This window comes from Curvibacter gracilis ATCC BAA-807 (assembly GCF_000518645.1).
In the GTDB taxonomy this organism is placed as follows: Bacteria; Pseudomonadota; Gammaproteobacteria; order Burkholderiales; family Burkholderiaceae_C; genus Curvibacter; species Curvibacter gracilis.
On sequence record NZ_KI912466.1, the window covers coordinates 219689 to 245916 of the forward strand.

General features: G+C 67.9%; 23 protein-coding genes. 7 read left to right on the forward strand and 16 right to left on the reverse strand.

What is annotated here, in order from left to right:
• From selA to fdnG, 5 genes are all read right to left on the reverse strand, one after another.
• A complete protein-coding gene (gene selA / locus L880_RS0126600; protein ID WP_027478180.1) occupies positions 1-1464 on the reverse strand; it encodes an L-seryl-tRNA(Sec) selenium transferase in 1464 nt (487 codons plus the stop codon).
• Positions 1465-1484: 20 nt separating this feature from the next.
• On the reverse strand, positions 1485-2447 hold the full coding sequence (gene fdhE, locus L880_RS0126605) for a formate dehydrogenase accessory protein FdhE (protein WP_027478181.1): 963 nt from the start codon (positions 2445-2447) through the stop codon (positions 1485-1487).
• Positions 2448-2540: 93 nt separating this feature from the next.
• Positions 2541-3167 carry a formate dehydrogenase subunit gamma gene (locus tag L880_RS0126610; protein ID WP_019574826.1) on the reverse strand — a complete coding sequence of 209 codons (627 nt, stop codon included), beginning with the start codon at positions 3165-3167 and terminating at the stop codon, positions 2541-2543.
• Positions 3164-4102 (reverse strand): formate dehydrogenase subunit beta, encoded by a 939-nt coding sequence (gene fdxH, locus L880_RS0126615; RefSeq protein ID WP_027478182.1) that lies wholly within the window; start codon positions 4100-4102, stop codon positions 3164-3166. Before fdxH ends, L880_RS0126610 begins: the two co-directional genes overlap by 4 nt.
• Before the next feature lie 10 nt (positions 4103-4112).
• Positions 4113-7181 carry a formate dehydrogenase-N subunit alpha gene (gene fdnG / locus L880_RS0126620; RefSeq protein ID WP_157463078.1) on the reverse strand — a complete coding sequence of 1023 codons (3069 nt, stop codon included), beginning with the start codon at positions 7179-7181 and terminating at the stop codon, positions 4113-4115.
• 276 nt (positions 7182-7457) lie between these two features.
• Here fdnG and L880_RS0126630 point away from each other — a divergent pair, with 276 nt between their 5' ends.
• The 3 genes from L880_RS0126630 to L880_RS0126640 all read left to right on the forward strand — a co-directional run bounded on the left by L880_RS0126630 (position 7458) and on the right by L880_RS0126640 (position 10845).
• Positions 7458-8030, forward strand: coding sequence for a TetR/AcrR family transcriptional regulator (locus L880_RS0126630; protein WP_027478184.1), 573 nt, complete (start codon positions 7458-7460; stop codon positions 8028-8030).
• Between the two features lie 75 nt (positions 8031-8105).
• On the forward strand, positions 8106-8579 hold the full coding sequence (locus tag L880_RS0126635; protein ID WP_019574831.1) for a (2Fe-2S)-binding protein: 474 nt from the start codon (positions 8106-8108) through the stop codon (positions 8577-8579).
• A gap of 19 nt (positions 8580-8598) precedes the next feature.
• Entirely contained in the window at positions 8599-10845 is a 2247-nt protein-coding gene (locus L880_RS0126640; protein WP_027478185.1) for a xanthine dehydrogenase family protein molybdopterin-binding subunit, read from the forward strand.
• Between the two features lie 25 nt (positions 10846-10870).
• Here L880_RS0126640 and L880_RS0126645 read toward each other — a convergent pair whose 3' ends face one another.
• The 8 genes from L880_RS0126645 to L880_RS0126680 all read right to left on the reverse strand — a co-directional run bounded on the left by L880_RS0126645 (position 10871) and on the right by L880_RS0126680 (position 19930).
• Positions 10871-12571, reverse strand: coding sequence for a sensor domain-containing diguanylate cyclase (locus L880_RS0126645; RefSeq protein WP_027478186.1), 1701 nt, complete (start codon positions 12569-12571; stop codon positions 10871-10873).
• A gap of 75 nt (positions 12572-12646) precedes the next feature.
• A complete protein-coding gene (locus L880_RS0126650; protein WP_027478187.1) occupies positions 12647-13597 on the reverse strand; it encodes a ribose-phosphate pyrophosphokinase in 951 nt (316 codons plus the stop codon).
• Between the two features lie 34 nt (positions 13598-13631).
• A complete protein-coding gene (locus tag L880_RS0126655; protein ID WP_245615387.1) occupies positions 13632-15227 on the reverse strand; it encodes a thymidine phosphorylase family protein in 1596 nt (531 codons plus the stop codon).
• 125 nt (positions 15228-15352) lie between these two features.
• A complete protein-coding gene (yfiB, locus tag L880_RS0126660; RefSeq protein WP_084461686.1) occupies positions 15353-15898 on the reverse strand; it encodes an outer membrane lipoprotein YfiB in 546 nt (181 codons plus the stop codon).
• A gap of 37 nt (positions 15899-15935) precedes the next feature.
• Positions 15936-17255 (reverse strand): diguanylate cyclase DgcN/YfiN, encoded by a 1320-nt coding sequence (gene dgcN, locus L880_RS33735; protein ID WP_084461688.1) that lies wholly within the window; start codon positions 17253-17255, stop codon positions 15936-15938.
• Entirely contained in the window at positions 17252-17848 is a 597-nt protein-coding gene (gene yfiR / locus L880_RS0126670; protein ID WP_084461690.1) for a regulatory sequestration protein YfiR, read from the reverse strand. The genes dgcN and yfiR overlap by 4 nt, the downstream gene beginning before the upstream one ends.
• A 174-nt stretch (positions 17849-18022) precedes the next feature.
• On the reverse strand, positions 18023-19339 hold the full coding sequence (fahA, locus tag L880_RS0126675) for a fumarylacetoacetase (RefSeq protein WP_027478191.1): 1317 nt from the start codon (positions 19337-19339) through the stop codon (positions 18023-18025).
• Positions 19340-19390: 51 nt separating this feature from the next.
• The gene (locus L880_RS0126680; RefSeq protein ID WP_019574840.1) at positions 19391-19930 is read right to left on the reverse strand and encodes a VOC family protein; all 540 of its coding nucleotides are present in this window, start codon (positions 19928-19930) and stop codon (positions 19391-19393) included.
• Between the two features lie 149 nt (positions 19931-20079).
• Here L880_RS0126680 and L880_RS0126685 point away from each other — a divergent pair, with 149 nt between their 5' ends.
• Positions 20080-20985, forward strand: a complete 906-nt coding sequence (locus tag L880_RS0126685) for a LysR family transcriptional regulator (protein WP_027478192.1) — start codon at positions 20080-20082, stop codon at positions 20983-20985.
• Positions 20986-20999: 14 nt separating this feature from the next.
• Here the strand turns inward: L880_RS0126685 and L880_RS0126690 are convergent, their stop codons facing one another.
• From L880_RS0126690 to L880_RS0126700, 3 genes are read right to left on the reverse strand one after another with little or no spacing between them, the layout of a single operon-like run.
• Positions 21000-21197 carry a hypothetical protein gene (locus tag L880_RS0126690; RefSeq protein ID WP_027478193.1) on the reverse strand — a complete coding sequence of 66 codons (198 nt, stop codon included), beginning with the start codon at positions 21195-21197 and terminating at the stop codon, positions 21000-21002.
• 17 nt (positions 21198-21214) lie between these two features.
• Positions 21215-22906 carry an FAD-dependent monooxygenase gene (locus tag L880_RS0126695; RefSeq protein ID WP_027478194.1) on the reverse strand — a complete coding sequence of 564 codons (1692 nt, stop codon included), beginning with the start codon at positions 22904-22906 and terminating at the stop codon, positions 21215-21217.
• Between the two features lie 47 nt (positions 22907-22953).
• Positions 22954-23937 carry a Bug family tripartite tricarboxylate transporter substrate binding protein gene (locus L880_RS0126700; protein WP_043330788.1) on the reverse strand — a complete coding sequence of 328 codons (984 nt, stop codon included), beginning with the start codon at positions 23935-23937 and terminating at the stop codon, positions 22954-22956.
• A 304-nt stretch (positions 23938-24241) separates the two neighbouring features.
• On the opposite strand from L880_RS0126700, the gene L880_RS0126705 reads away from it, so the two are divergent.
• From L880_RS0126705 to L880_RS0126715, 3 genes are all read left to right on the forward strand, one after another.
• Positions 24242-25273, forward strand: coding sequence for a sulfate ABC transporter substrate-binding protein (locus L880_RS0126705; RefSeq protein WP_027478196.1), 1032 nt, complete (start codon positions 24242-24244; stop codon positions 25271-25273).
• Positions 25274-25314: 41 nt separating this feature from the next.
• Entirely contained in the window at positions 25315-25914 is a 600-nt protein-coding gene (locus L880_RS0126710) for a malonic semialdehyde reductase (protein WP_043330790.1), read from the forward strand.
• A 66-nt stretch (positions 25915-25980) separates the two neighbouring features.
• Positions 25981-26196: a TOBE domain-containing protein gene (locus tag L880_RS0126715; protein WP_019574849.1), complete on the forward strand. Its 216-nt coding sequence runs from the start codon at positions 25981-25983 to the stop codon at positions 26194-26196.
• The last annotated feature ends 32 nt before the right edge of the window (positions 26197-26228 follow it).

A 26228-nucleotide genomic window follows, 5' to 3' on the forward strand; every position in this document is an offset into this window, starting at 1 on the left:
TCAGGCAGTCGGGGCGGACCGGGCCAGTGCGGCGCCCAGCTGGGGCAGCTGCGCCTCGAAGACGGCCTGGTCGGCCGCCTCCAGGCAGCGCAGGTCCAGCCACAGGGCGTCGTCTTGCGTGCGGCCGATCACGGGCCGGGGCAGTTGGCGCAGCGCGGCTTCCAGCTGCTGCAGCTGGCGGCCGGCGTGGCGCGCCTGCACCGGGGTCAGGCGCAGGCCCTGGCTGGGCAGCAGGTCCACCGGCAAGGCACCGCTGCCGATCTGGCTGCTCATGGCGGCCACCTCCACGCTCCAGCGCGGGCCCACGGCGGCCTGCACCAGAGGCTGCAGCGCCAGGGCCTGGGCCTGCATGTCGGCCAGCGGGCGGGTGAACAGGCGCAGCGTGGTCAGGCGCTGGGCCAGCAGGTCGGGCGACAGGTACAGGCGCAGCACCGGCTCCAGTGCGGCCAGGGTGAGCTTGCCCACGCGCAGGGCGCGCTTGAGCGGGCTTTTCTTGATCTGGGCGATCAGGTCCTTGCGGCCCACGATCAGCCCGGCCTGCGGGCCACCCAGCAGCTTGTCGCCACTGAAGGTGACCAGGTCGGCCCCGGCCGCGATGGTTTCGCGCACCGTCACCTCGTGGGGCAGGCCCCAGGGGCGCAGATCGACCAGGGTGCCGCTGCCCAGGTCCACCACCAGGGGGCACTGGCGGGCATGGGCGATGGCGGCCACCTCGGCCTCGGGCACGCTCTTGGTGAAGCCGGTCACCTCGTAGTTGCTGCAATGCACCTTCATCAGCAGCGCGGTCTGCTCGCCCACGGCGTTCTCGTAGTCGCGCGCGTGGGTGCGGTTGGTGGTGCCCACCTCGACCAGGCGGGCCCCGGCGCGGGCCATGATGTCGGGGATGCGGAAGGCACCGCCGATCTCGACCAGCTCGCCGCGCGAGACGATCACCTCACGGCCGGCGGCCAACGCGCTCAGCGTGAGCAGCACGGCGGCGGCGTTGTTGTTGACCACGGTGGCGGCCTCGGCGCCGGTCAGCTCGCACAGCAGGTCTTCGACCAGGTCGTCGCGGTCACCGCGGCCCCCGGTGGCCAGGTCGTACTCGAGGTTGGCCGGGGTGGTCAGGGCCTGCACCACCGCCTCGACGGCCTCTTGCGGCAGCAGGGCCCGGCCCAGGTTGGTGTGCAGCACGGTGCCGGTGAGGTTGAACACCGACCTCAGGCGCGGCGCAAAGCGCCGGGCCAGGTGCTTTTGCACGCCCTGCACCAGGGCCGCCTCGTCGGGCAAGGCCGCATCACCCGCCTGCTCGCGCCAGGCCTGGCGCGCCCGGGCCAGCACCTGCCGGATGGCCTCGGTGAGGGCCTCCTTGCCGTAGGGGCTCAGCAGCGCTTGCAGCTCGGGGTGCTGCAGCAGCCGGTCCACCGAGGGCAGGCTGGCCAGGGTGGGGGCAGAGGGAGAACGGGAGGCCTCGGGCTGGGTCATGAAGTGGAAGGTGAGAAAACTCAGGACAGGTCGGGCGGCAGGGCTGCGTCATCGCCCTCTTGCGGCTCGGCCACGGCCACGAACAACAGGGGGTTGGGGCTGGCGCGCTGGAAACGGGTCTCGCCCATCAGCAGGTCCAGGGTCAGGCTGGCCAGGTCGTCGGCCAGGGGTTCGGCCTGGGGGTCTTTCTCCTGGTTGACCAGCTTGCGGTAGGTGCCGCATTCGCTGCAGGTTTCGGCCGTGACCACGCCCTTGTCGTTTTCGATGCCCTGGTAGGCCACGCCCTTGGTGGATTCGCAATGCGAGCACTTGACGCGCACCATGTGCCATTCGGTGGCACAGGTGCCGCAATGCAGGTAGCGGTGGCCGGCCGCCTGGCCCCCGATGCGCAGCACGCTGGCCACCGGCGCGCTGGCGCACACGGGGCAGACGCTGGCGGTGTCGGTGTAGGGCACATCGGCCTCGGTGAGCTGGCTGGCCAGCCGGGTGAAGCTGACCTGCAGGGCCGCCATGATGAAGGGCGAGATGCCCACATCACGGGCCGAGCCCTCGCCTTGCAGCAGCTTGCGAGCGATGTCGTCGCGCTCGGCGTGGCTGAGCTCGCGCAGGGCGCCCAGCAGCGGTTGCAGGGCCTCGGGCAGGCCGTCTTCACGGGCCAGGGTGGCGATCAGGCTGTCGAGCACGGCGTGCCAGGCCGGGTCCAGGTGGTCCTGCGCGGGCATCAGGGGCATGCCGTGCTGCTGGGCGCGGGCCTTGACCTCGTCGGCCAGGGTGGGCACCGGCACGCTGGCCACGGCCTGGTGCTGGGCGTCCACGATCTTGGCCACGAACAGCAGGTAGTCGGCAATCGGGTTGCCCTCGGCCAGCTGGCGCAGGCGGGCGGCGCGCTCGGCAAACAGCGAACTGGCGGCAGGCGGCAGCACCCGGGGGAAGCGGGTGTGGTCCAGGGCTTCGATGTCACCGGGTTGAAGAATGCGTTGCATGGAAATGTGTCCCAAAAAAGCAGCCGCCGGCGCGCCAACAGCAGGCGCCCGGCGGCAGTGAGCCCGATCAAGGGCGTTGAACAGACCGGTGGATCAGCTGTTGTCGCCCGTCATCTTGCGGTACCAGCCGCGGTGGTGCTGCTTGGCCCAGGCCCGGGTCACGGTGCCGTAGAGCATGGCCCGGATGGTACCGCGGGTCCAGATGGCGGCGTAGATGTGCATCAGGATGAGCCCGATCATCCACACACCGGCGGCGGCGTGCAGCAGCGAGCTGATGCGCACCACGTCGGCCGGCAGCTTCCACCAGGCACGCCACATGGGCAGACCCGACAGGAACAACACCACCATGCCGCCCACCAGGCCCCAGAACAGCAGCTTCTGGCCGCCGTTGTACTTGCCTTGCTCGGGCATGTCGTGGTCGTTGCCGTCCACCATCTTGCGGACGTTCTTCAGCCACTCGACATCGCGCGGCTCGACCACGTTCAGGCGCCAGAAGCGCAGGCCCATGATCACGAAGAAGGCCATCATCACCACCCCGATGTAGGGGTGCAGGATGCGGGTCCAGGGCCCGCCGCCGAACAGCTGGGTCAGCGGGAAGAAGGCCGGGTGGAAGAACGCCAAGCCCGACAAGGCCAGCAGGATGAAGCAGATGCCCACCACCCAGTGGTTGGCACGCTCGGAGGCGTTGTAGCGCTGCAGGTCACGAGGGTTGCGTCTCATGGTGCGGTCTCCTGGTTGGCTTGAGCCTGGGCCTCGCGGTCCTTGGCTTCCATTTCATCTTCCAGCTCCTTGGACACGTCGTTCGGGCCCTTGGTGATGTAGTGAAACAGGCTGCCCACCGCGGCGGCGCCGAGAGCGGCCATGGCCAGCGGCTTGGCCACGCCCTTCCACAGGCCCACGAAGGGGCTGATCTTGGGCGAATCGGGCAGGCCATGGTAGAGCGAAGGCTTGTCGGCGTGGTGCAGCACGTACATCACGTGGGTGCCGCCCACCCCGGCCGGGTCGTACAGACCGGCCTGGTCGAAGCCACGCTCCTTGAGGTCAAGAATGCGCTCCTCGGCCTGGTCCTTCATGGCCTCTTTGGTGCCGAACATGATGGCGCCGGTGGGGCAGGTCTTGACGCAGGCCGGCTCCATGCCCACCGCCACGCGGTCCGAGCACAGGGTGCACTTGTAGGCCTTGTTGTCCTTCTTGGAGATGCGCGGCACGTCGAACGGGCAGCCCGTCACGCAGTAGCCGCAGCCGATGCAGTTTTCCTCCTGGAAGTCGACGATGCCGTTGGCGTACTGGACGATGGCACCGGGCGAGGGGCAGGCCTTGAGGCAGCCCGGGTCTTCGCAGTGCATGCAGCCGTCCTTGCGGATCAGCCACTCCAGGTTGCCGCTGGCCTCGTTCTCGTACTCGGAGAAACGCATCACGGTCCAGGACTGGGCGCTGAGGTCGGTCGGGTTGTCATACACCCCGGCCGCCGCCGTGCCCACGTCGTCGCGCAGGTCGTTCCACTCCATGCAGGCCGTCTGGCAGGCCTTGCAGCCGATGCACTTGGAGACATCGATCAGCTTGGCCACCTCGCCCGCATGCGCAGAGCGCGCACTGGGCGAGGGCGTGGTGGTGGCGGAGCGGCGCTTGATATCGAGAGATTGCAGAGATGACATCAGGGGCTCCTCAAACCTTCTCGACCTTGACCAGGAAGGTCTTGAACTCAGGCGTGTTGCTGTTGCCGTCGCCCACGAAAGGCGTCAGCGTGTTGGCCAGGAAGCCCGGCTTGGTCACGCCCTTGAAGCCCCAGTGGATGGGGATGCCCACGTGCTGCACGGTCTTGCCCTCGATCTGCATCGGCTTGATGCGCTTGGTCACCAAGGCCACGGCCTTGATGTAGCCGCGCTTGGAGCTGACCTTGACCATCTCGCCCGTCTTCACCCCCACCGACTCGGCCAGGCTTTCGCTGATCTCGACGAACTGCTCGGGTTGCGTGATCGCGTTGAGCAGCGAGTGCTTGGTCCAGTAGTGGAAGTGCTCGGTGAGGCGGTAGGTGGTGCCCACGTGCGGGAACTCCGAGGCCTTGCCGAAGGTGTCCCAGATGCCGGGCAGCACGCGCGCGGCGGGGCTGCTGGTGGCCTTGGGGTTCTTCGGGTGCATGGGGTTGTAGCCCAGCGGCGTGTCGAACGGCTCGTAGTGGGTCGGGAAAGGCCCTTCGTTCATACCCTTGCGCGCAAAGAAGCGCGCCACGCCTTCGGGGTTCATGATGAAAGGGCCGGTGCCCGTGTCCGGGCCCAACGTGGCGCCGATGTCGGGCACGTCGGCCCCCGTCCAGGCACTGCCGTTCCAGCCGATCAGCTTGCGGTGCGGGTTGAAGGGCTTGCCCGCCACATCGCAGGAGGCGCGGTTGTACAGCACCCGGCGGTTGGCCGGCCAGGCCCAGGCCCAGTTCAGCGTGTTGCCGATGCCGGTCGGGTCGGAGTTGTCGCGCCGCGCCATCTGGTTGCCGGCGCTGGTCCAGCAGCCGGTCCAGATCCAGCAACCGCTTTGCGTGCTGCCGTCGTCGCGCAGCTCACCAAAGCCGCTGAGCTGCTCGCCGGCCTTGCGGAGCACCTTGGTCGGGTCCTTGGGGTCGTTGAGCTGCACCAGCGCGCGCCCGTTGAACTCCTTGGCCACCTCTTCGGGCCGCGGCTCCTCGGGGTCGGCATAGGGCCACCACAGGTTGGCAATGGGGTCGGGGAACTTGCCGCCCTCGGCCTTGTACAAGGCCTTCAGGCGCAGGTGCAGCTGCGACATGATGTAGATGTCGGTCTTGGCCTCGCCCGGCGGCTCGGCCGCCTTCCAGTGCCATTGCAGCACGCGCGAAGAGCTGACCACCGAGCCCTCTTCTTCGGCAAAGCAGGTGGTGGGCAGGCGGAACACCTCGGTCTGGATCGAGGCCGTGTCCACATCGTTGTACTCGCCGTGGTTCTTCCAGAAATCGGCGGTCTCGGTGGCCAGCGGGTCCATCACCACCAGGAACTTCAGCTTGGACAGCCCGTTGCGAACGCGGTCCTTGTTGGACAGCGCCGCCAGCGGGTTGAAGCCCTGGGCGATGTAGCCGTTGACCTTGCCCTGGTTCATCAGCTCGAAGATCTGCAGCATGTCGTACTGCTTGTCGAGCTTGGGCAGGTAGTCGTAGGCCCAATTGTTCTCGGCCGTGGCGGCCGGCCCCCACCAGGACTTCATGAGGCTGACGTGGAACTTGGGGTAGTTCTGCCAGTAGCTCATCTGCCCGGGGCGCAGCGGCATCTGGGTGCGCGCCGCGATGTACTTGCTGTAGTCCTGCTCGGCCTGGCCGGGCATGGTCAGGTAACCAGGAAGGCTGGCCGACAGGATGCCCAGATCGGTCAGCCCCTGGATGTTGGAGTGACCGCGCAAGGCGTTCATGCCGCCACCAGCGATGCCGATGTTGCCCAACAGCAGCTGCACCATGGCGCCGGTGCGCAGGATCTGCGCGCCGGTGGAGTGTTGCGTCCAACCCAGCGCGTACAGGATGGTGGCCGCACGGCCGGCCTGTGCCGTCGAGGCCAGCTTCTCGCACACGTGCAGGAACTTGGCCTTGGGCGTGCCGCAGATGCTCTCCACCTTCTCGGGGGTGTACTCGGCGTAATGCTTCTTCAGCCACTGGTACACGCAGCGCGGGTGCTGCAGCGTCGGGTCGGTCACCACATAGCCGTCGTGGCCGATTTCGTAGTCCCAGCTGGCCTTGTCGTATGTGCGCTTTTCGGGGTTGTAGCCCGAGAAGATGCCGTCGTCGAAGGCGAAGTCTTCGCGCACGACAAAGCTGAAGTCGGTGTAGTTCTTGACGTACTCGTGGTGGATCTTGTCGTTGGTGAGCAGGTAGTTGATCACCGCGCCCAGGAACACCAGGTCGCTGCCCGAACGGATCGGGGCATAGAAGTCGGCAATCGATGCCGAGCGATTGAAGCGCGGGTCGACCACCATCAAGTGCGCCTTGTTGTGCGCCTTGGCCTCGGTCACCCATTTGAAGCCACAGGGGTGGGCTTCAGCGGCATTGCCGCCCATGATCAAAATAACGTCCGCGTTCTTGATGTCGACCCAATGGTTCGTCATCGCTCCACGGCCAAACGTCGGGGCAAGACCTGCCACCGTCGGGCCGTGTCAGACACGTGCTTGGTTGTCGAGTGCAAGAAGGCCCCAGCTGCGGGCCACTTTGTGCGTGATGTAACCGGCCTCGTTGCTGGCGGCCGAGGCGGCCAGCATGCCGGTGGTGAGCCAGCGGTTCACCGTCAGCCCGTCGTCGGTCTTCTCGACGAAGTTGGCGTCTCGGTCTTCCTTGAGCCGCTTGGCGATGCGGGTCAGCGCGTCGTCCCAAGACAGGCGCTTCCATTCGTTGGAGCCCGGGGCGCGGTACTCGGGGTACTTGAGGCGGTTCGGGCTGTGCACGAAATCGAGCAGGCTGGCGCCCTTGGGGCACAGCGTGCCGCGGTTCACCGGGTGGTCCGGATCGCCTTCGACGTGGATCACCGACAGCTTGGCGTTCTTGGCGCCATCGCCCAGCGAATGCATGAGGATGCCGCAACCCACCGAGCAGTAGGTGCAGGTTTGACGGGTGACGGTGGTGGCCGCCAATTTGTATTGACGGACTTCCGCCAAGGCTGTGCTGGGTGAGAAACCCATCAGGGCCAGGCTGGAGCCCGCCAGAGTCGAACCAGTCACTTTCATGAACTGGCGTCTGGAGAGTTGCACCATGGGGGTACCTTCTTGTTTGGAGCAGGCCGAAATTCTAGGTTGAAGCCGCGACCCACAGTTGCAAATTAACGCGAAACGCGAGAGATTTCCATGGGTATTTCACGCATATCAAGCAATTTTCGGCGATTATTTACCCGTTATCTCTCGAAAGAGTTTTGATAATCTGGTGAAATTGACACATTCAAAAAACTTATCAACCATCCAGCCCCGCATGGATACCGCTTGAATATCCCCGGCCTTGAAAGATGAATTTATATTCGTCTATGATGCGCCGACATGAAACCCAAGGACGAAGAAAAGCTGCGCGCCATCGCCGAGGCCACCTTCACCCTGGTCGAGCAGACCGGGCTGAGCGGCTTGACCATGGCCGCCATCGCCCGTGAGGCCGGCCTGGCCACGGGCACGCTCTACGTCTATTTCAAATCCAAGGAAGAGTTGATGGTGGGCCTGTACGAGCAGGCCAAACGCCAGACGGCGGCCAGCCTGATGCAGGGCGACAACCCGGCCGCCCCCTTCCGCCAGCGCTTTCGCCACATGTGGGACAACTGGCTGGAACACCGGCTGGCCCATTCGGCCCAGGTGGTGTTTCTGGAGCAGTACTACAACTCGCCCTGGTTCAGCGAAGCCAGCCGGCAGCTGTCGGCCCAGTTGATCAAGGGCTGGGTCGAGTTGATCGACAACGCCAAGGCCCAGCAGATCCTCAAAGACGTGCCCACGCCGCTGCTGATCAGCAGCTTTGCCGGCTCGGTGCGCGAAACCGCCCAGTTGCTGCGCAGCGGCACCTTGAGCCACACCCCCGAGCAGCTCAACATGGCCTTCGGGCTGTGCTGGGACGGCATCAAGGCCTGACGCCGCCCGCCCTGAACACCGAGCACCCATCCGCCTTTTAACCGAATATATATTCACCCAAAGAGGACCCACCCCATGAGCACCTTGAACATCAACGGACAGAACCACGAGGTCGACGTCGACCCCTCCACGCCGATTCTCTGGACCCTGCGCGACACCCTGGGCATGACCGGCACCAAGTTCGGCTGTGGCGCGGCCCTGTGCGGCGCCTGCACCGTGCACCTGAACGGCCAGGCGATCCGATCCTGCGTGACGCCGGTGTCGGCCGCCAGCGGGCAGAAGATCACCACCATCGAGGCCGTCACCGGCGGCAGCGACAAGGTGGGTCAGGCCGTGCACCAGGCCTGGGTGAAGCACGACGTGGCCCAGTGCGGCTACTGCCAGAGCGGCCAGATCATGTCGGCCACCGCCTTCCTCAAGACCCTGCCGCGCGGCAAGCTGCCCAGCGAGGCCGAGATCGACTCGGCCATGGCGGGCAACATCTGCCGCTGCGGCACCTATGCGCGCATCCGCGCCGCCATCACCGACGCCGCCAAGGCCCTGGCCTGAACCTCAGAAGGAACACCCCATGAACTTCGACCAAGCCACCTTCGAACTGCCGCGCCACCTGCAGGCCCTGATTCAACGTGAGCAAGGCGCCAGCGCCCCCGCCTCTGGCGGCCTGCCGCGGCGCAGCTTTCTGAAACTCGGCGCCCTGAGCGGCTTTGCGCTCGGCGCCTTCCCGCTGGCCACGCTGGCCCAGGACGCGGCCAAGCCCGCCGGCCTGAAGCCCACGCAGCAGCCCTCGGCCTTCCTGCACATCGCGGCCGACGGCAGCACCACCATCACCATCAACCGCCTGGACTTCGGCCAGGGCGTTCAGACCTCGCTGCCCATGATCCTGGCCGAAGAGCTGGACGCCGACTGGTCCCGGGTGAACAGCGTGCACGGCAGCAACGACCCGGCCTATGTCGACCCGCTGTTCGGCATGCACATCACGGGCGGCTCGGGCTCGATCGCGCACTCTTACACCCAGTACCGCGAGCTGGGCGCCCGCGCCCGCGCCATGCTGGTGCAGGCCGCAGCGGCCCGCTGGAAGCTTGACCCGGCCAGCCTGCGCACCCACAAGGGCCAGGTGATCGGGCCGGCTGGCCAGCAACTGGGCTACGGCGAACTGGCCGAGGCCGCCATGGCCCTGCCGGTGCCCGCCAGCGTGACGCTGAAAGACCCGAAAGACTTCCAGCTGATCGGCCAGCCCACGGGCCGCCTGGATGCGGTCGCCAAATCAAGCGGCCACCAGGACTACGGCATCGACGTGCGCCTGCCCGGCCTGCTGACCGCCGTGGTGGCGCACCCGCCGGTGTTCGGCGCCAAGCTGCAGTCGCTGGACGACAGTGCCGCGCGCGCCATCAAGGGCGTGAAGGCGGTGCTGCGCATCCCGGCCGACCGGGGTGGAGAGGCCGTGGCCGTGCTGGCCGAAGGCTACTGGGCCGCCAAGCAGGGCCGCGACGCCCTCAAGCTGGCCTGGGACAGCAGCGCGGTCGAGAAGGTGGACAGCGCGCGCCAGCTGGCGCAGTACCGCGCCCTGGCCACGCAGCCAGGCCCGCGCCGCTTCGACGCCGATGTGTCGGGCCTGGACAAGGCACCGCACAAAATCAGCGCCGAGTTCGTCTTCCCCTACCTGGCCCACGCGCCCATGGAGCCGCTGAACTGCACCGTGCGCGTCGAGGCGGGCAAGGCCGAGCTGTGGGTGGGCACGCAGATGCCGGGCCTGGACGGCCTGGCCGCCGCCACCGTGCTGGGACTGCCGCCGCAGAACGTGCAGGTGCACGTGCAGATGGCGGGGGGCGGTTTCGGGCGCCGCGCCATCCCCAGCAGCGACTACGTGGTGGAGGCCGCCCAGGTGGCCAAGGCCGCCCTGGCCGCGGGCATCAGCGCCCCGGTGCGCCTGCTGTGGAGCCGAGAGGACGACATCAAGGGCGGCTACTACCGCCCCATGCACCTGCACACGGCCCGCATCGGCTTTGACGGCCAGGGCCGCATCCAGGCCTGGGACCACGTGATCGTGGGTCAGTCGATCCTGGCGGGCACAGCTTTCGAGCCCATGATGGTCAAGAACGGCATCGACGGCACCGCGGTCGAAGGCATGAAGGAGCCCTACGAGATCCCGATGCGCCTGACCGTGCAGCACCCCAAGGTGAACGTGCCGGTGCTGTGGTGGCGCAGCGTGGGCTCGACCCACACCGCCTTCGTGATGGAGACGCTGATCGACGAGATCGCCCGCACCACCCGGCAAGACCCGGTGGCCTACCGCATGAAGCTGATCGGCGAGCAGCACCCGCGCCACAAGGCCGCGCTGCAACTGGCGGTCGACCAATCAGGCTACGGCAAGAAGAAGCTGGCCCCCGGCCGCGCCTGGGGCGTGGCGGTGCACGAGTCGTTCAACTCGGTGGTGGCCTATGTGGTCGAGGCCTCGCTGAAGAAGGGCGTGCCCACGCTGCACAAGGTGACGGCCGGCGTGCACTGCAACCGGGTGATCAACCCGCGCAGCCTGGAAGCCCAGGTGCAGGGCGCGGCGCTGATGGGCCTGTCGATGTGCCTGCCCGGCGCCGCCATCACCCTGAAGGATGGCCAGGTCGAGCAGAGCAACTTCGGTGACTACGCCGTGCCCCGCATCACGGCCATGCCGCAGATCGCCGTGCACACCGTGCTCAGCGACGATGCCCCGACCGGCATGGGCGAACCGGGCCTGCCACCGTTGGCCCCGGCCTTTGCCAATGCCGTGGCGCGCCTGAGCGGCAAGCCCGTGCGCGAGCTGCCTTTCAAGCAGGGTTGAGCACGCCCCCCGGCCTGCCGGCCCTTCAGCCGGTTGGCCGGGCCCGCTGCTTCTTGCGGGCGTACATCGCCAGATCGGCCTGGCGCAACAGGGCTTCGGCCTGATCACCGTCGTCCGGGCACAGCGCCACGCCGATCGAGGCCCCCACCTGCAGCTGCAAGGACTCGACCAACAGGGGGGCCGCCAGGGCCTGCTGTACACGCTGCGCCAATTGGCGGGCCTGCTCGCGGCCCTGCACGCCACGCTGCAGCACCGCGAATTCGTCACCCCCCAGGCGGGCCACAAAGTCGGCCTCGCGTGAAACGCCCCGCAGAGCTTCGGCCACGCCCACCAGCACCTGGTCGCCCACCGCATGGCCATGCCGGTCATTGATGGGCTTGAAGCCATCGAGGTCCAGGTACAACACGGCGCAGCCGATGCCGGTGCGCCGGGCCAACGAGACCTCGGCCTCCAGGCACTCCATGAACACGGCCCGGTTGATCAAGCCGGTGAGCGCGTCGTGGTGCGCGGCAAAACGGATGCGCTCCTCGTCCCGCTTGCGCTGGGTGATATCGTTGACCGTGCGCAGCAGACTGCCGTCTTCGATCGGGATGTTGCGCACTTCGATCATCCGGCCACTGGCGCACCGGCGCTCGTAGCGTGGCAAGTGGGGCGAGCGCCCACCCGCCTGCACATACTGTTGCACCAGCTCAGGAGCACCGTCGAACTCTCGACGCTGGCGCTGGTGGTCCAACACCGTGTCCAGACTCAGACGCTGCCCCAGCCATGAGGCGGGCAAATCCAGCAACTCATAGAAATTCAGATTGCTCAGCTCGATCGTGCCATCGGCACCGATCAGGGCAATGCCCTGATCCAGGTTCTCGACCGTGGCCTCCAGCAGCACAGATTTGTGGCGCAGCTGCTGTTCGCGTTCACGCGCCAGGCGTTCAGCCGCTTCCAGGCGCTGTTGTTGACGTTTGATTTCGGAGATATCGACGTGGGCATAGAAAGCCTCGCCGCCGCCGGTAGGCCGGGCAATCACGCGGCAAAAGCGGTTGCCTGGCAAGGGCAGCTCAAACGGTGCCCCGGAAAACCGCAGATGGTCCTTCAGCACCTGCAAGCCCGTGGCATACAGTTCGTGATCGGCCGTGCCGGCCGCCAACTCCTGCTGCCAGGCCGCCTCGAACACCTGCTCGAAGCCGCTGCCCACAGCCGACTGCCGATCACGCAAGCCGTACATCAGGACAAACGATTCATTGACCCACTCGATGCGGCCACCATCCAGGCCACACACCATCAAGGCGTCAGGCACCTTGTCCAGCAACACACCGCCGCCCGCAGGCAGGGCAGCGGGCGCTCCACCCGGCAAGGTGGCCTGGGGGGCCAGAGTCGATTCGCTGCGCCAAAGGCGCATGCGCCCCACGCCGGGCACCGGCAGCGAAGACACCCGCAGTCGCCGCCCCAGGTGCTCGAACTCGTAAGGCTGGCTCTGGTGCTGGTGGCGCTCGATGCCGGCCTCGATGTAACGCTCGATGCCACTGAGCTCCTGGGGGCTGAGGCGCCCGCTGTAGAAGCGCCGCAGGTTGACGCTGTAGTGCTCGCCCTCGTGCACCTGCCCCTCGTGCTCGGGGAAGAAGCGGAAGAAGCAACGGTTCCAGGCCAGCGCCCGGTCCTGGTCATCGAAGACGCACATGGCGATCTCCAGACCATCGAGGATTTCGCCAAAGGTTTTCAGTTGCTGCAGCATCGGGCTCCCGGGCCGAAGGGCCCCCAGGCCGATCCGCCTGGGGTTCGAGCACCATGATAAGCGCCGTTCGTCGGCTCAGGTCTCCGAAATGACCCTCTGTCCGCCGTCGCCGGGCACGAGGTCCAGGCGCTGATAAAGGGCTGCCAGCGCCTCAGCCACCGCCCCGACCACCGACACCGCGTTGCTGGGGTGGGCGATGCAATCGGTGCTCCAGACCTGGCCCACGCCGGCCGCCTGCAGGCGCTGCAGCGCGTCGCCGGCGAACAGCGCGTGGGTGACGGCCACATCCACCGAACGGGCGCCGGCCGCCAGCAGCAAACGGGTGGCCTCGATCAAGGTCTGTCCTGAGCTGGCCACATCGTCCATCAGCACCACGGCGCGCCCGGCCACGGTCAACTCGGGCAGCGCAATCTCGACATGGCGGTCACCATGGCGCAGCTTGCGGCACACCGCATGGGCCCAGCCATGGGCCTGGGCCGCGCTGCTCACCCATTGCAGCGACTCTTCATCGGGGCCCAGCAGCAGCACATCCTGGCGTTGCGAGGCCACCCAGGCGCCCAGCAGGGGCGCACCGCTGAGCACGATGGCGTCCGCCAGGGGCACGGCCTCGTGCAGGGTGGCTACCCGGTGCAGGTGCGGGTCGACCGTGATCAGGGCATCGAACAGGCCGGCCAGAAAGCGGCCCACGGTGCGCTGGCTGACGGCCTCGCCCGGGCGGAAGGCGATGTCCTGGCGCATGTAGGCCAGGTAGGGGGCCACCAGGCTGAGGTGCCGGGCGCCGAGCTGGCGCGCGGTGTCGGCCAGCAGCAGCAACTCGACCAGTTTCTCGTTGGGCTGGTGCAGCGAGCGCCACACCACCACCCGCGGCGGCAAGGCAGGCGGCAGGCGCAGACGCCACTCGCCATCGGGAAAGCGGTGGCGCTCCACCACCGCCAGGCGCAGGCCGCTGGCCTCGGCGGCACGGCGGGCCACGTCCAGTTCGTCGTCAAAGCACAGCAGCGCACCGGGTTCTTGAGCAGGGGTCATGGGCCATCCTTCCAAAACTTCATCGTGATCGTCATCAGGATTCGACAAACACATGGGGCACCGCCCCCACCGCACCGATCTGCACCCCCTGGCTGCGCTGGCAGGCCTGGCGGGCAAACTCGAGGTCGGCACCAAAGCCCGCATGCACGCGGTACAGCACTTCGCCCGGGGCCACCGGCTCGCCCAGCTTGCGCAGCAGATCCACCCCGGCGACCTGCACATGGGGGGCTCCGGCCAGGCGGGCGATGCGGGCAATCTGCAGGTTGTCGATGCTGGTGACCACGCCGGCCTCGGTGGCGCGGGCCTCGAAGCTCAGCGCACCCAGCGGCGGGTTCTGGTAATCGAAGCCGCAGGCGCCCTGGGCCTCGATGATGGCGTTCATCTGGGTCAGGGCGCGGCCGGACTCGAGGATGTCGCGCGCGATCGCATAGCCCTCGCCGCCGCGCACATCGGGGTGGCATTCGATCAGGCGGCCAGCCAGGCGCAGCGACTTCTGGCGCAGGTCCTGCGGGGCTTCGGGGTCGTTCTGCAGCACCTGCATCACGTCGCGCGCCTCCAGCACCGGGCCGATGCCACGGCCGATGGGCTGGCGCCCGTCGGTGATGACCACGTCCAGCGACAGGCGCATGCGGCTGGCCACGTACTCGAACAGGCGGCGCAGGCGCTGCGCCTCCGGCATGGAGCGCACCTTGGCGGTGGGGCCGATGGGGATGTCCAGCACCAGGTGGGTGGCGCCGGCGGCGATCTTCTTGGACAGGATGGAGGCCACCATCTGCCCCGGCGAATCGATGGACAGCGGGCGTTCGACCGAGATCAGCACATCGTCGGCCGGCGACAGGTCGGCCGTGCCGCCCCAGGCCAGGCAGCCGTGGTGCTGGCGCACGATGTCGGTCAGGCGGTCAAAGGGCAGCTCGACGCGGGCCAGCACCTCCATGGTGTCGGCCGTGCCCGCAGGCGAGGTGATGGCGCGCGACGAGGTCTTGGGAAACACCAGCCCATAGGCCGCCACGATGGGCACCACCAGCATCGAGGTGCGGTTGCCCGGGATGCCGCCGATGCAGTGCTTGTCCACCACCACGGGCTGGCGCCAGTCGAGGCGGCGCCCGGTCTTGACCATGGCCTCGGTGAGAAAGTAGACCTCCTCGCGGTCCAGCTCGCTGCGGTTGCTGGCCACCACAAAGGCGGTGAGTTCGATCTTGGAGTACCGGTGCTGGGCGATGTCACGGATGATGGCGTCGAAATCGGCCTGACCCAGGCGCTCACCGTCGAGCTTGCGAAACAGTGCCGGGATCGACTCGGGCGGCTCGGCCTGCGACACATAGGCGGGGTGGCCGTCTTCCACGCCCAGTTGGGCAAAGGCATCCTGCGACAGACCGACCTCGCCGCAGCCCACCAGGCCGGGGTCGTCCACCACATTGAGGGTGGCCAGGATGCGGCGCCCGTTGGTGCGCACCTCGACCTTGGACAGGGCCTGGAAGCCTTCGGCGCGGTAGACATCGCAGTCGCGGTTCAGGTAGGCGACGTTCTCGCGGTAGGTGTCGATGGCCAGGCGCCGCAGTTTCAGGCTGGGGCTGGGGGGCACCGTGGCCGGGTTCGGCGCCGGGGTCGGTGCAGGCACGGGTTCACTCATGCAGACTCTCCTTCAAGGGCCAGGGCCTCCTGCCTGGCGCCAGCCCATTGTCCACCCTGAACAGGGCCGCCGGGCCCGCCGTGGCACCCAGGTGACGCAGCCCGCCAGGACTGGGCTGATTCAAGTCAGAGAGAAGTCACGATGATGGTGACGCGGCGGTTCTGCTGGCGCCCGGCCTCGCTGCGGTTGTCTTCGATCGGGCGGCTGAAGCCAAAGCCCTGGTGCCGCACCTGGGCCGGCTCGAAACCACGCTCCACAAAGGCCTGGGCCACCACCTGGGCGCGCCGCTCTGACAGGCGCTGGTTGTAGGCCGCCGTGCCCTGGTTGTCGGTGTGTCCTTCGATGGCCAGCCGGGTGATGCCCAGGCCGCGCAGCGTGCGGGCCAGACGCTCGATGGCGGCCAGGGCCTCGGCCGACAAGGAGGCATCGTCCACCGGGAACACCACCCGCCCGGCCAGGTCCAGCTCCCAGCCCTGCTCGGTGGGCCGGAAGCCGAGTTCACGCAGGGCCGCTTCGCGGGCGTCAGGCGCCGCCAGGACTTGGGCTGGGGGCGGCGCGGGGGGCGGGCTCGCGCAGCCGCCCAGCAGGCTCGACAGGCTCAACAAAGCGATGACCTGCGACAGGCTGCCAAGGGGTAGGAAAACGCGGTGGGATCGCTTATCAGGGGTCATGGAGGTCTTCCGTCAGATCAGGCCAGGGGCAAGGGCCTCACAGCGGCGCCGGCTCGGATTGAGCGGCTGCCAAGGGCTGCCGCCCCTGAGCGCGGAGCTTGTCGCGGTACATCGCGGCATCGGCGGCGCGCACCAGTTCGTCCACGCTGGTGCCCTGGGCCGGGAACAAGGCGGTGCCGATGCTCACGCTCAAGGGCAGGGTCTGCCCGCTGTCCAGCCGCAGCGGCTGGACCAGGGCCGCGCGCAGGCGGTCCACGCAAAGGCGCACCTCCGACTCGTCGCCCACCGGGAACAGCACGGCCAGGAACTCGTCACCCCCATGGCGGGCCACGAAGTCGGACTCGCGCAGGGCCGACTGCAGGCGCTGCGCCAGCTCGATCAGCAGCGCGTCGCCCACGGCATGGCCCAGGGTGTCGTTGACCTGCTTGAAGCGGTCCACATCGATGAACAGCACCGCCGCCTGCCCGCCCTGGCGCTGGCACCGCTCGAACACGGAAGCCAGGTGCTCGAACAGGTGGCTGCGGTTGGGCAGCCCGGTGAGCGCATCGTGCAGGCTGGCGTGGCGCAGCGACTCGTTGCTGCGGCGCAGGTCGTTGTGGCGCGCGGCCACGCGACGCTGCTGCCGCTGCAGCTCGACCAGCAGGGCATTGAAGTCGTCAGCCAGGGCATTGAGCTCTTGCACCGGGGTGGCCTGCGCGCGGCGATCGAAGGACCGGCTGGTGCGCACGGCGCGGGTCAGCTCCACCATGGCGCGCAAAGGCTGCACGATCAAGGCCGTGAGGTGGCGCGACACGGCCAGCACCACCAGCGCCGTCACGGCCACGCAAGCCAGCAAGGCCAGCAGCAGCAGGCCCAGGTTGCCGAGCAGCACGCGGCCGTCGGAGCGCAGCTGCACCTCGCCCAAGTCACCCGCTCCAAGCCCACCGCCCAAGACTGGCGCCCTCACCGGCTGTGGCATGAACAGCTCGGCCACGCGCCGCGCCAGACGGTCGAAGGCGCCTTGGCCCGGGCGCTCCACCTGCAACAGGCGCTGCCCGCGCGCGTCCAGCACCGTGACCGAGGCCAGTTGCTCGCGCTCGGCCAGTTGCTCGGCGAGCTCGCGCAGCGCCTCCAGATCGCGGAATCGGATCGCGGGTTCACCCGCAAAGGCCAGGGAATGGGCGGCCATGGCCAGGGCGTGCCGGGCGTATTGCTGCAGCGAGTACAGGCTGGCCGCGCTCATGAACAGACCGGCACAGACCAGGGCCACGCCGGCGCTGCGCCACTGGCCCAGGCGCACCAGGCGGGCCACGCTGCGCACGGGCCGAGTCTCTGCCGGCTGCAGCCGATGGCGGGGCGTTGGCGAGGGCGGGCTCATGGGCGCCCTCCCGACGGTCGCACCGTGAGTTGCAGCAGCCGGGCATTGACGCGCAGGCCACTGTAGGCAATGGCATCCAGATTGGCCTTGATCTGCCAGCCCTGCGGCCCTTGCAGCAGGCAGAACTTGCCACCGTAGGAGCAGAAGTCATCACCCTGCCCCAGGGTCAGGATGGGGTGGCGGTTCAGGCGCAGCAGCAGCGGTTGCAGACCGCGCACCGGCATGGCGCCGAAGTAGATCGCCTGGCAGTCGAGCAGGCTGTCGGCCAGGTCGGCACGCAGGCTGCGCAGCGTGCTGTGCACCGGCGGCACGGCCTGGGCGCCCTGGGCGTCCAGCTCGCGCGCCAGGGCCACCGCGTCGGTATCGCCGTCGTTCAGGCACAGGCGGTGGCTGGCCAGGGGCTGGGGCCAGCGGGTGTAGTGCAGGATGCCCAGCAGCAGCTCAGGCAGGGCCGGCGATCGGGAATTCAGATTGCCCGGGCCGACCGCAGACGCATCGGCGCTGCCCTGGGCAGGTGCCAGCGTGGCACAGGCCGACAGGGCCATCGCCAGGGTGGCAGATCGCCAGGTCGGTAAGCGCAAACGGGTCAGCATGGATCGGAACCAGGCCCAGGGCGGGGGCCCCGGGCATCTGATACCGATTCTAGGAAGCGCCTTTCAGCAAGCACCAAGCGCCAAACTCAGGAAACAGGCCGCTTTGCGCACAAGTTCACGCAAGATGGCGCCCGTTCGGGGCCCACGGCGCCATCGGCGCCTCAGACCTGCGCCTCAGACCCGTGCCGGCAGCACCGTGCCCACGCACTCGCCAAAACCGATGCGCGCCGCACCGGGCTTCTCGCACCAGCCGCGCAGCACCACGGCGTCGCCGTCTTCCAGGTACACGCGCTGCTCGCCGTTGGGCAGTTGCACCGGGTTCTTGCCGCCCTGGGTCAGCTCGATCAGCGCGCCGGCCTGGTCCAGCGTGGGGCCCGACAGGGTGCCGCTGCCGAACAGGTCGCCCGGCTGCAGGTTGCAGCCATTGATGGTGTGGTGCGTGAGCATCTGGGCCACAGTCCAGTAGGCATGGCGGTAGCTGGTGCGGCAGATCACGGCCGCCGCCTGGGCAGCCTCGCGCAGGCGCGGGGTCTGCAGGCCGACCTCGAGCTGGATGTCGAAGGCGCCCTGCTCGCGGTTGGCGGCCGAATCCAGGTAGGGCAGCGGTTGCGGGTCGCCCTCGGGCCGTGTGAAGGCCACCCGGTACGGGGCCAGGGCCTCCAGGGTGACGATCCAGGGCGAGATCGTGGTGGCGAAGTTCTTCGACAGGAAGGGGCCCAGGGGCTGGTACTCCCAGGCCTGGATGTCGCGCGCCGACCAGTCGTTGAGCAAGCAGATGCCGAACACATGGTCTTCGGCCTGGCCCATGGGCACGGGCTCACCCAGTGGGTTGCCACTGCCCACGAAGATGCCCAGCTCCAGCTCGATGTCCAGCCGCTTGCAGGGCCCGAACACGGGTTGGCTGGCGCCCGGCGGCATGGTCTGCCCCTGGGGGCGCGCAAAGCGCTGGCCCGAGACCCCGATGCTGGAGGCACGGCCGTGGTAGCCGATGGGCACCCACTTGTAGTTGGGCAGCAGCGGGTTGTCCGGGCGGAATTGCTTGCCGATGTTGGTGGCGTGGTGCACCGAGGTGTAGAAGTCGGTGTAGTCACCGATGCGGGCCGGCACGTCGTACTCGGCCTCGGCCTGGGGCACCAGGGCGGCCTGCAGGGCGGCCTGCTCGGGCGCGCCTTTGCGCAGGGCACGCGACAGGGCCAGGCGCAACGCGCTCCAGGCCGGTGCGCCCAGGGCCATCAGGGCGTTGAGCTTGTCCTGGCCGGCGGCCTGCACGGCTTGCGCCGCCGGGCCGGTGAACACGCCGCTGGCGGCCACGGCCGCCAGGTCCAGCACCTGGTCACCAATCGCCACGCCACCGCGCCAGGCTTCGTTGCGCCCGGTGCGGCGGAAGACGGCGAAGGGCAGGTTCTGGAGGGGGAAATCAGTGCCGGCCACCTGGGCCGAGGCCACCCAGCTGCGCAGGGCCGGGTCGTGGGTTTCGTTGAGAAGCGTCATCGTTGAATCAGTGGGAGCCTGTGAGGGTGTGGGTGCGGAAAAACGGCGGGCTCAGGCCTGGCTCATGCTGCCGTCGTGCATCCAGGCAGCGTGCTTGGGGGCGCGCTTGGTCTGCGACCACTCTTCGATCATGTCCCACTTCACCTCGTCGAGCTTTTTCATCATCTCGGGGGTGCCGGTGTCGGCCGCCAGTTCCAGGCGGTGGCCATTGGGGTCGAAGAAGTAGATCGACTTGAAGATGGTGTGGTCGGTGGGGCCGATCACCTCGATGCCGGCGGCTTCCAGGCGGGCCTTGGTGGCGATCAGGGTGTCCACCGAATCGACCTTGAGAGCCAGATGCTGCACCCAGGCCGGGGTGTTGCGGTCGCGGTCCATCGGGGGTTGGCTGGGCAGCTCGAAGAAGGCCAGCACATTGCCATTGCCCGCGTCCAGGAAGATGTGCATGTAGGGGTCGGGGGCCTTGGTCGAGGGCACTTCGTTCTCGGCGATGGCGAGCACGAACTTCATGTCCAGGTGCTTTTCGTACCACTGCACGGTTTGCTTGGCATCGATGCAGCGGTAGGCGACGTGGTGAACTTTTTGAACCAGCATGTTGAGGTCTCCGTAAGCGTTGTGTCTGGCGATGATCGTCGGGGGATTTGTCGTCGGGCACTCGCCATGAGGCCCGGGGCAATGCCATTGGAATGGATCACCAACTATCATGCAAGCCGTTTTATTCGATCAATTTATAGGTTAATCCGATGAATGTGACCTTGCGGCAGTTGCGGGCCTTTCTGGCCGTGGCGCGCACCAGCAGCTTCACCCTGGCCGCCGAGAGCCTGTACATCTCGCAGTCGGCCCTGTCGGGCCTGGTGAAAGAGCTGGAGCAGTCGATGGGGGTGCGCCTGATCGACCGCAGCACGCGCCGCGTGCACCTGACCGAAGCCGGCGAGCGCCTCAGCCCGATGCTGGAGACCGTGCTGCACGACCTCGACGAGGTGCTGCACCGCGCCGTGGACGACAGCACCAGCCAGAAAGGCGTGGTGCGGGTGGCCGTGTCGCAGCTGCTGGCCTCCACCCTGATGCCCGACCTGATCGCCCGCTTCCAGGCCGAGCACCCGGGCGGCTCGGTGAAGCTGGTGGATGTGCCGGTGGAAGACGTGATGGCCCGGGTGTTCTCAGGCGAGGTGGACATCGGCATCGGCCCCGAGCGCGAGCCCAACTCGGACATCACCTCGGCCCACCTGTTCGATGGGCCCTTCATGGCCGTCTTCCCGCCCACGCACCCGCTGGCCAAGCACAAAAGTCTGCGCTGGACCGATCTCAAGCCCTACCCCGTCATCGGCCTGCAAGGCCAGTTCACCGAACGCCTGGCCCAGGACCTGCGCGCCGCCGACCCCGACTTCCAGTTTGTGCCGAGCACCGAGGTGGCCTACATGTCCACCGCCTTGTCGATGGTGCAGGCCGGCCTGGGCGTGGCCCTGTGCATCCCCTACGCCGCCCCCCTGGTCACGCTCTACGGCCTGAGCATGATGCCCCTGGGCCAGCCCGAGGTGCGCCGCAGCTTCGAGGTCTTCACCCGCCGCGGCCGCTCGCTGTCACCGCTGGCCCAGGCCTTTCTGGACGACATCGGGCCGAAGATCAGGGGGATGGCGTATCTGGGGTGAGCGAGGACGGGGCCTCAAAGATCCTTCAACGCCACCTCGATATGCTCACGCACCAGGTCGGCGCTGCCCAGCCGCTGCGCGTTCAGCAGCGCGAGTTTGACCAGGAACAATTCAGATTTTTCAGGGCCAGCCTGGTCGATGGCGCTGGCCAGGGCGTCGTAGACGTCCTCCAGGCCGGACAGGGGCAGGGATGGGGTGGTTTCAGCGGTCATGGCAGAGGTCTCGGGGTTCATTGCGGCAGGGCGGTGTTCAGGGCCGCCTGCAGGCGATGGGCGTCCAGCGTGAGCCAGCGGGCGCACACATGTTGGTCGGGGCGCAGCAGGTAGGCCGCGCCACTGGCGGGCACACCGTAGCGCTGGCGGAAGTGGCCGTCGGCGTCGGGCAGGCTGAGGTCGGCACCGGCCACCGGGCCGGGGGCGCCCACGGCGATCACCTTCAGGGGCAGGCCGCGCGCGCGGGCACCGGCCACCACCTGCTGCAGGGACTCGGGCAGGGCCGGGGCCTCGGTGAAGTACAGCAGGTCAAAGCCGCCGCCCAGGTGATCGAGCAGAAAGTCGTCGGCTGAGAGCCGGATGTTGCGCGGTGGCGCGCCGTGTGCCGGGCCGGCGGTGAACAAGGCGTTGTCGTCGCCCGCGCTGTTGAGCATCGAAGCGCTGTACTCGTGCGGGCGCGAGGTGCGCCAGTGGTAGAGCGGGCGCACGAATTCCTGGCTCAGCGAGAGCGACAGCACCGCGTCGCGCAGCAGCCGGAAACCACGGCTGGGCGGGGTCATGAAGCGGGTGCTCTTGCCGGCTTCGTCGATGATCTCGCGCGCGGCGCCCACGCGCTCGGCGCTGTAGTTGGCCAGCAGCTTCTCGCTGGCCAGGCCCTTGGCCACCAGGCCCAGTTGCCAGCCCAGGGCCTGGGCGTCCTGGAAGGCGGTGTTGGCGCCGCGCACGCCGAAGATGGGCAGCAGGTGGGCCGCATCGCCGGTGAACAGCACGCGCCCGTGCACGTAGTCAGGCAGGGTCAGGGTGCGGGCCGAGTAGACCGAGCTCCAGTCCATCTCCCACGGCGTGCCGGCGTGGCCGATCATGGCCAGTTGGGCATCGATGCGGGCCTTGAGCGACTCGGGCCGCAGGGCCTGCTCCGGGGTTTCGCCCGGGGGCAGTTGGTAGTCGACGCGCCAGATGCCATGCGGTTCGCGGTGCATCAGGATGGTGTTGCCGGGGTTCCAGTCGGGGTCGAAGAAAGCCAGGCGCTCGGTGGGCAGAGGCAGGGCGATGCGGATGTCGGCGATCACGAAGAAGCCTTCGTAAGACGCCCCTTCCATCTTCAATCCCAAGGCGGTGCGGATCTCGGAGCGCCCGCCATCGGCGGCCACCAGCCAGTCGGTGTCCATCGCGTAAGGGCCTTCGGGCGTGTCGATCTGCAGGTGGGCCACGCCCTCTTCCTGTTCGATCTGCACCAGCTTGTTGCCCCAGCGGAAGTCGATCAGGGGCTGGGCCGCGCAGGCGTCCAGCAGGTACTCCTCCATGTACTGCTGCTGGATGTTGAGCATGGGATAGAAGCGGTCATCGCTGTCGTGCGGCGCCTCCATGCGGAACACGCGCTGCCCCCGGTAGTACGAGTTGCCGAAGCGCCAGGGCAGGCCCTGCTCGCTCATGCGGTGCGCCACGCCCACCTGCTGCAGGATCTCCATCGAGCGGCGCGTGAAGACGATGGCCCGGCTGCCCTGCGACACCTGCAGCTCGCTCTCCAGCACCACGCTGGGCACGCCATGGCGGGCCAGCTCCAGCGCCGTCACCATGCCGGCCGGGCCCGAGCCCGCGATCACCACGCGCTGGCGGGCCTGGGGCGGGTGGGCCGAGGGCAGCCAGGGGGCAAACACCTGATAGGGGTAATAGATCGAGGGCCGGGCTTCGGTGGTGGGCTGGTGCATGGTGATGTCAGTGCTCAGAAAGAAAAGGAAGGGGCGGGCGGTCGGCCTCAATCCAGCTTGATGCCGCTGGCCTGGATGACCTGGCCCCACTTGGCGCGCTCGGCCGCCGCGTAATCGGCCATCTGGCGCGGCGTGCCGGGAATGGATTCCAGCCCCAGGGTCTGCAGCCGGGCCTTGACGGCGGTCGAGCCCAGGGCGCCCAGCAAGGCCGTGTTGAGCTTGGCGACCACCTCGGGCGGCGTGCCGGCCGGGGCCACCAGGCCTTGCCAGGCATAGGCCTCAAAGCCCTTCAGGCCCTGCTCCTGCAGCGTGGGGATGGTCTCGAAGTTGGGCACCCGGCGCGGGCTGGCCACGCCGATCGGGCGCAGCTTGCCGGCCGCAATGAACTGGTAGCCGCTGGCGGTGTCGACAAACATGAAGGGCACCTGACCGGCCACCACGTCCTGCACCGCCGGGGCGGCCCCGCGGTAGGGCACATGGGTGAGCTGCAGGCCTGCCTGGGCGCGGAGCAGCTCGGTGGCCAGGTGGTGCGGGCTGCCGGCGCCCGGGGTGGCGTAGTTGGCGCCGTTCTGGGTCTTGGCCCAGGCTCTGAACTCGGCCAGCGTCTTGACCGGCACCTGGGGATTGACCACCAGGATCATCGGAAAGCGCACCGTCAGGCCGATGGGGGCGAAGTCTTTTTCGGCGCTGTAGGCCAGCTTGGCGTACAGGAACGGGTTGGCCGCCAGCGTGGCCGTGTCGGCCGACAGCAGCACGTAGCCATCGGCCTTGGCATGGGCCACGTACTCGGCGCCGATGTTGGTGGCTGCGCCGGGCTTGTTGTTGATGACGATGGGCTGGCCCAGCGCCTTGCCCATGGCCTCGGCCAGGGTGCGCGCCACCACGTCGGTGCCGCCGCCGGCGGGGTAAGGCACCACCCACTCGACGGGCTTGGCGGGATAGGGTTCGGCCGCGACGGCAGGGGCAGCCACGCCGGCCAGGGCCAGAAGCAGCCAGGCGCGGCGGGGCAGTGTGAGGTGGGGCAGGTGCATGGTCAGTCTCTTGGGTGTGGGGAAGGCTTTTGTCTTGCCGCTCGCGCCGGCGGCGTTTTGCCCTGGATCAAACGACAGACCGGAATTTAAGCCATTTAGTTGCGCGCACAACTAGGTGATTGCCCCAATGGTTGCGCCCGCAACATCAACCATGCCCCACCCCGCCGGAAAGCCCGCCCCGCCTTGCTAACTACAAAACCGCATAAGAACCATTGTTCTTATTCGTTCGCGTTTGGATCGCGGGTTTTCAGAATCTGACCATTCCATAAAAAACCCCCAACCTCATTCCATCGGAGCCCACACCATGTCCAGCCGTCGTTCCTTCTTCCGCCTGCCCCTGCTGGCTGCCGCCGCCGCCATCCTGGCGACCGGCACCTTGACGGCCCTGCCGGCCGCAGCGCAGACCGTGAACCTGCTCAATGTGTCGTACGACCCGACACGCGAGCTGTATGTGGACTACAACGCCGCCTTCGCCAAGTACTGGAAGGCCAAGGCCGGCCAGGACGTGTCGATCAAGCAATCGCATGGCGGCTCGGGCAAGCAGGCCCGCTCGGTGATCGACGGCATCGACGCCGACGTGGTCACGCTGGGCCTGGGCGGTGACGTGGATGCCGTGGCCAACCACGGCGGCCTGATCGCCAAGGACTGGATCAAGCGCCTGCCGCACAACAGCTCGCCCTACACCTCGACCATCGTGTTCCTGGTGCGCAAGGGCAACCCCAAGGGCATCAAGGACTGGGACGACCTGGTCAAGCCCGGCGTGGCCGTGATCACCCCCAACCCCAAGACCTCGGGCGGTGCCCGCTGGAACTACCTGGCCGCCTGGGAATACGCCAAGCGCCAGTACGGTGGCGACGCCAAGGCCAAGGAGTTCGTGGGCAAGCTCTACAAGAACGTGCCGGTGCTCGACACCGGGGCCCGTGGCTCGACCATCACCTTCGTGCAACGCGGCGTGGGCGACGTGCTGCTGGCCTGGGAGAACGAGGCCTTCCTGGCGCTGAAGGAGTTCGGCGCCGAGAAGTTCCAGATCGTGGCCCCCTCGATCAGCATCCTGGCCGAGCCCTCGGTGGCCGTGGTCGACAAGAACGTCGACAAGAAGGGCACCCGCAAGGTGGCCGAGGCCTACCTGAGCTACCTCTACTCCGAAGAAGGTCAGGACATCGCGGGTCGCAACTTCTACCGCCCCACCGATGCCAAGGCCAAGGCCAAGTACGCCTCGCAGTTCCCGCCGCTCAAGCTGTTCACCATCGACGAAGCCTTCGGCGGCTGGACCACGGCCGACAAGGCCCACTTTGCCGACGGCGGCTCGTTCGACCAGATCTACTCGCCGCGTTGAGACCCGACGCGCCCACCCACTGAACCTGGAGCACTCCGGCCATGACCCACGCCTTGAACGCCCTGCCCGATGCGGCACTGGACCAACTCTTTCGCAGTGCCCGCACCGTGCACGCCTTCAAGCCCGTGCCCGTGCCGGACGAGACGCTGCACGCGCTGTATGAGCTGCTGAAATGGGGCCCCACCGCCTTCAACGCGCAACCGGCACGCTTTGTGTTCGTGCGCAGTGCCGAGGCCAAGGCCCGCCTGAAGCCGGCCCTGTCGGCCGGCAACCAGGCCCAGACCGAGGCGGCCGCCGTGAGCGTGATCGTGGCCCAGGACAGCCGCTTCCAGGAGCACCTGCCCAGCCAGTTCCCGGCCTACGACGCCAAACCCCTGTTCGACGGCAACGCCGCCCTGGCCCAGGCCACGGCCTTCCGCAACAGCAGCCTGCAAGGCGCCTACCTGATCCTGGCCGCCCGCGCGCTGGGGCTGGACGCCGGCCCGCAGTCGGGCTTCAACCCGGCCGCCGTGGACGCCGCCTTCTTCCCGGACGGCCGCTACAGCACCAACTTCATCGTCAACCTGGGCGTGGGCGACCCGGCGGGCACCCACCCGCGCGGCCCGCGCCTGGCCTTCGAGGCCGTGGCCGAGATCGTCTGACGCCAACCCCTCTGTTGCAACGCCTCTTTTTCCAACCCGTTCTTTTCACTTTTCAGAAAGCAAGCCATGTCCATCCAAGCCATCAACGTCCGCAACCAGTTCAAGGGCAAGGTCCGCGAAATCATCCGCGGTGATGTCGTGTCCGAAATCGATGTCGAAACCCCCTGGGGCATCGTCACCTCCGTCATCACCACCCGCTCGGTGGACGATCTGGGCCTGACCATCGGCTCCGAGGTCGTGGCCCTGGTGAAGTCGACCGAAGTGTCGATCGCCAAGCTCTGATCCCCGGCGTTCACTGACAACAAAAAAACCAC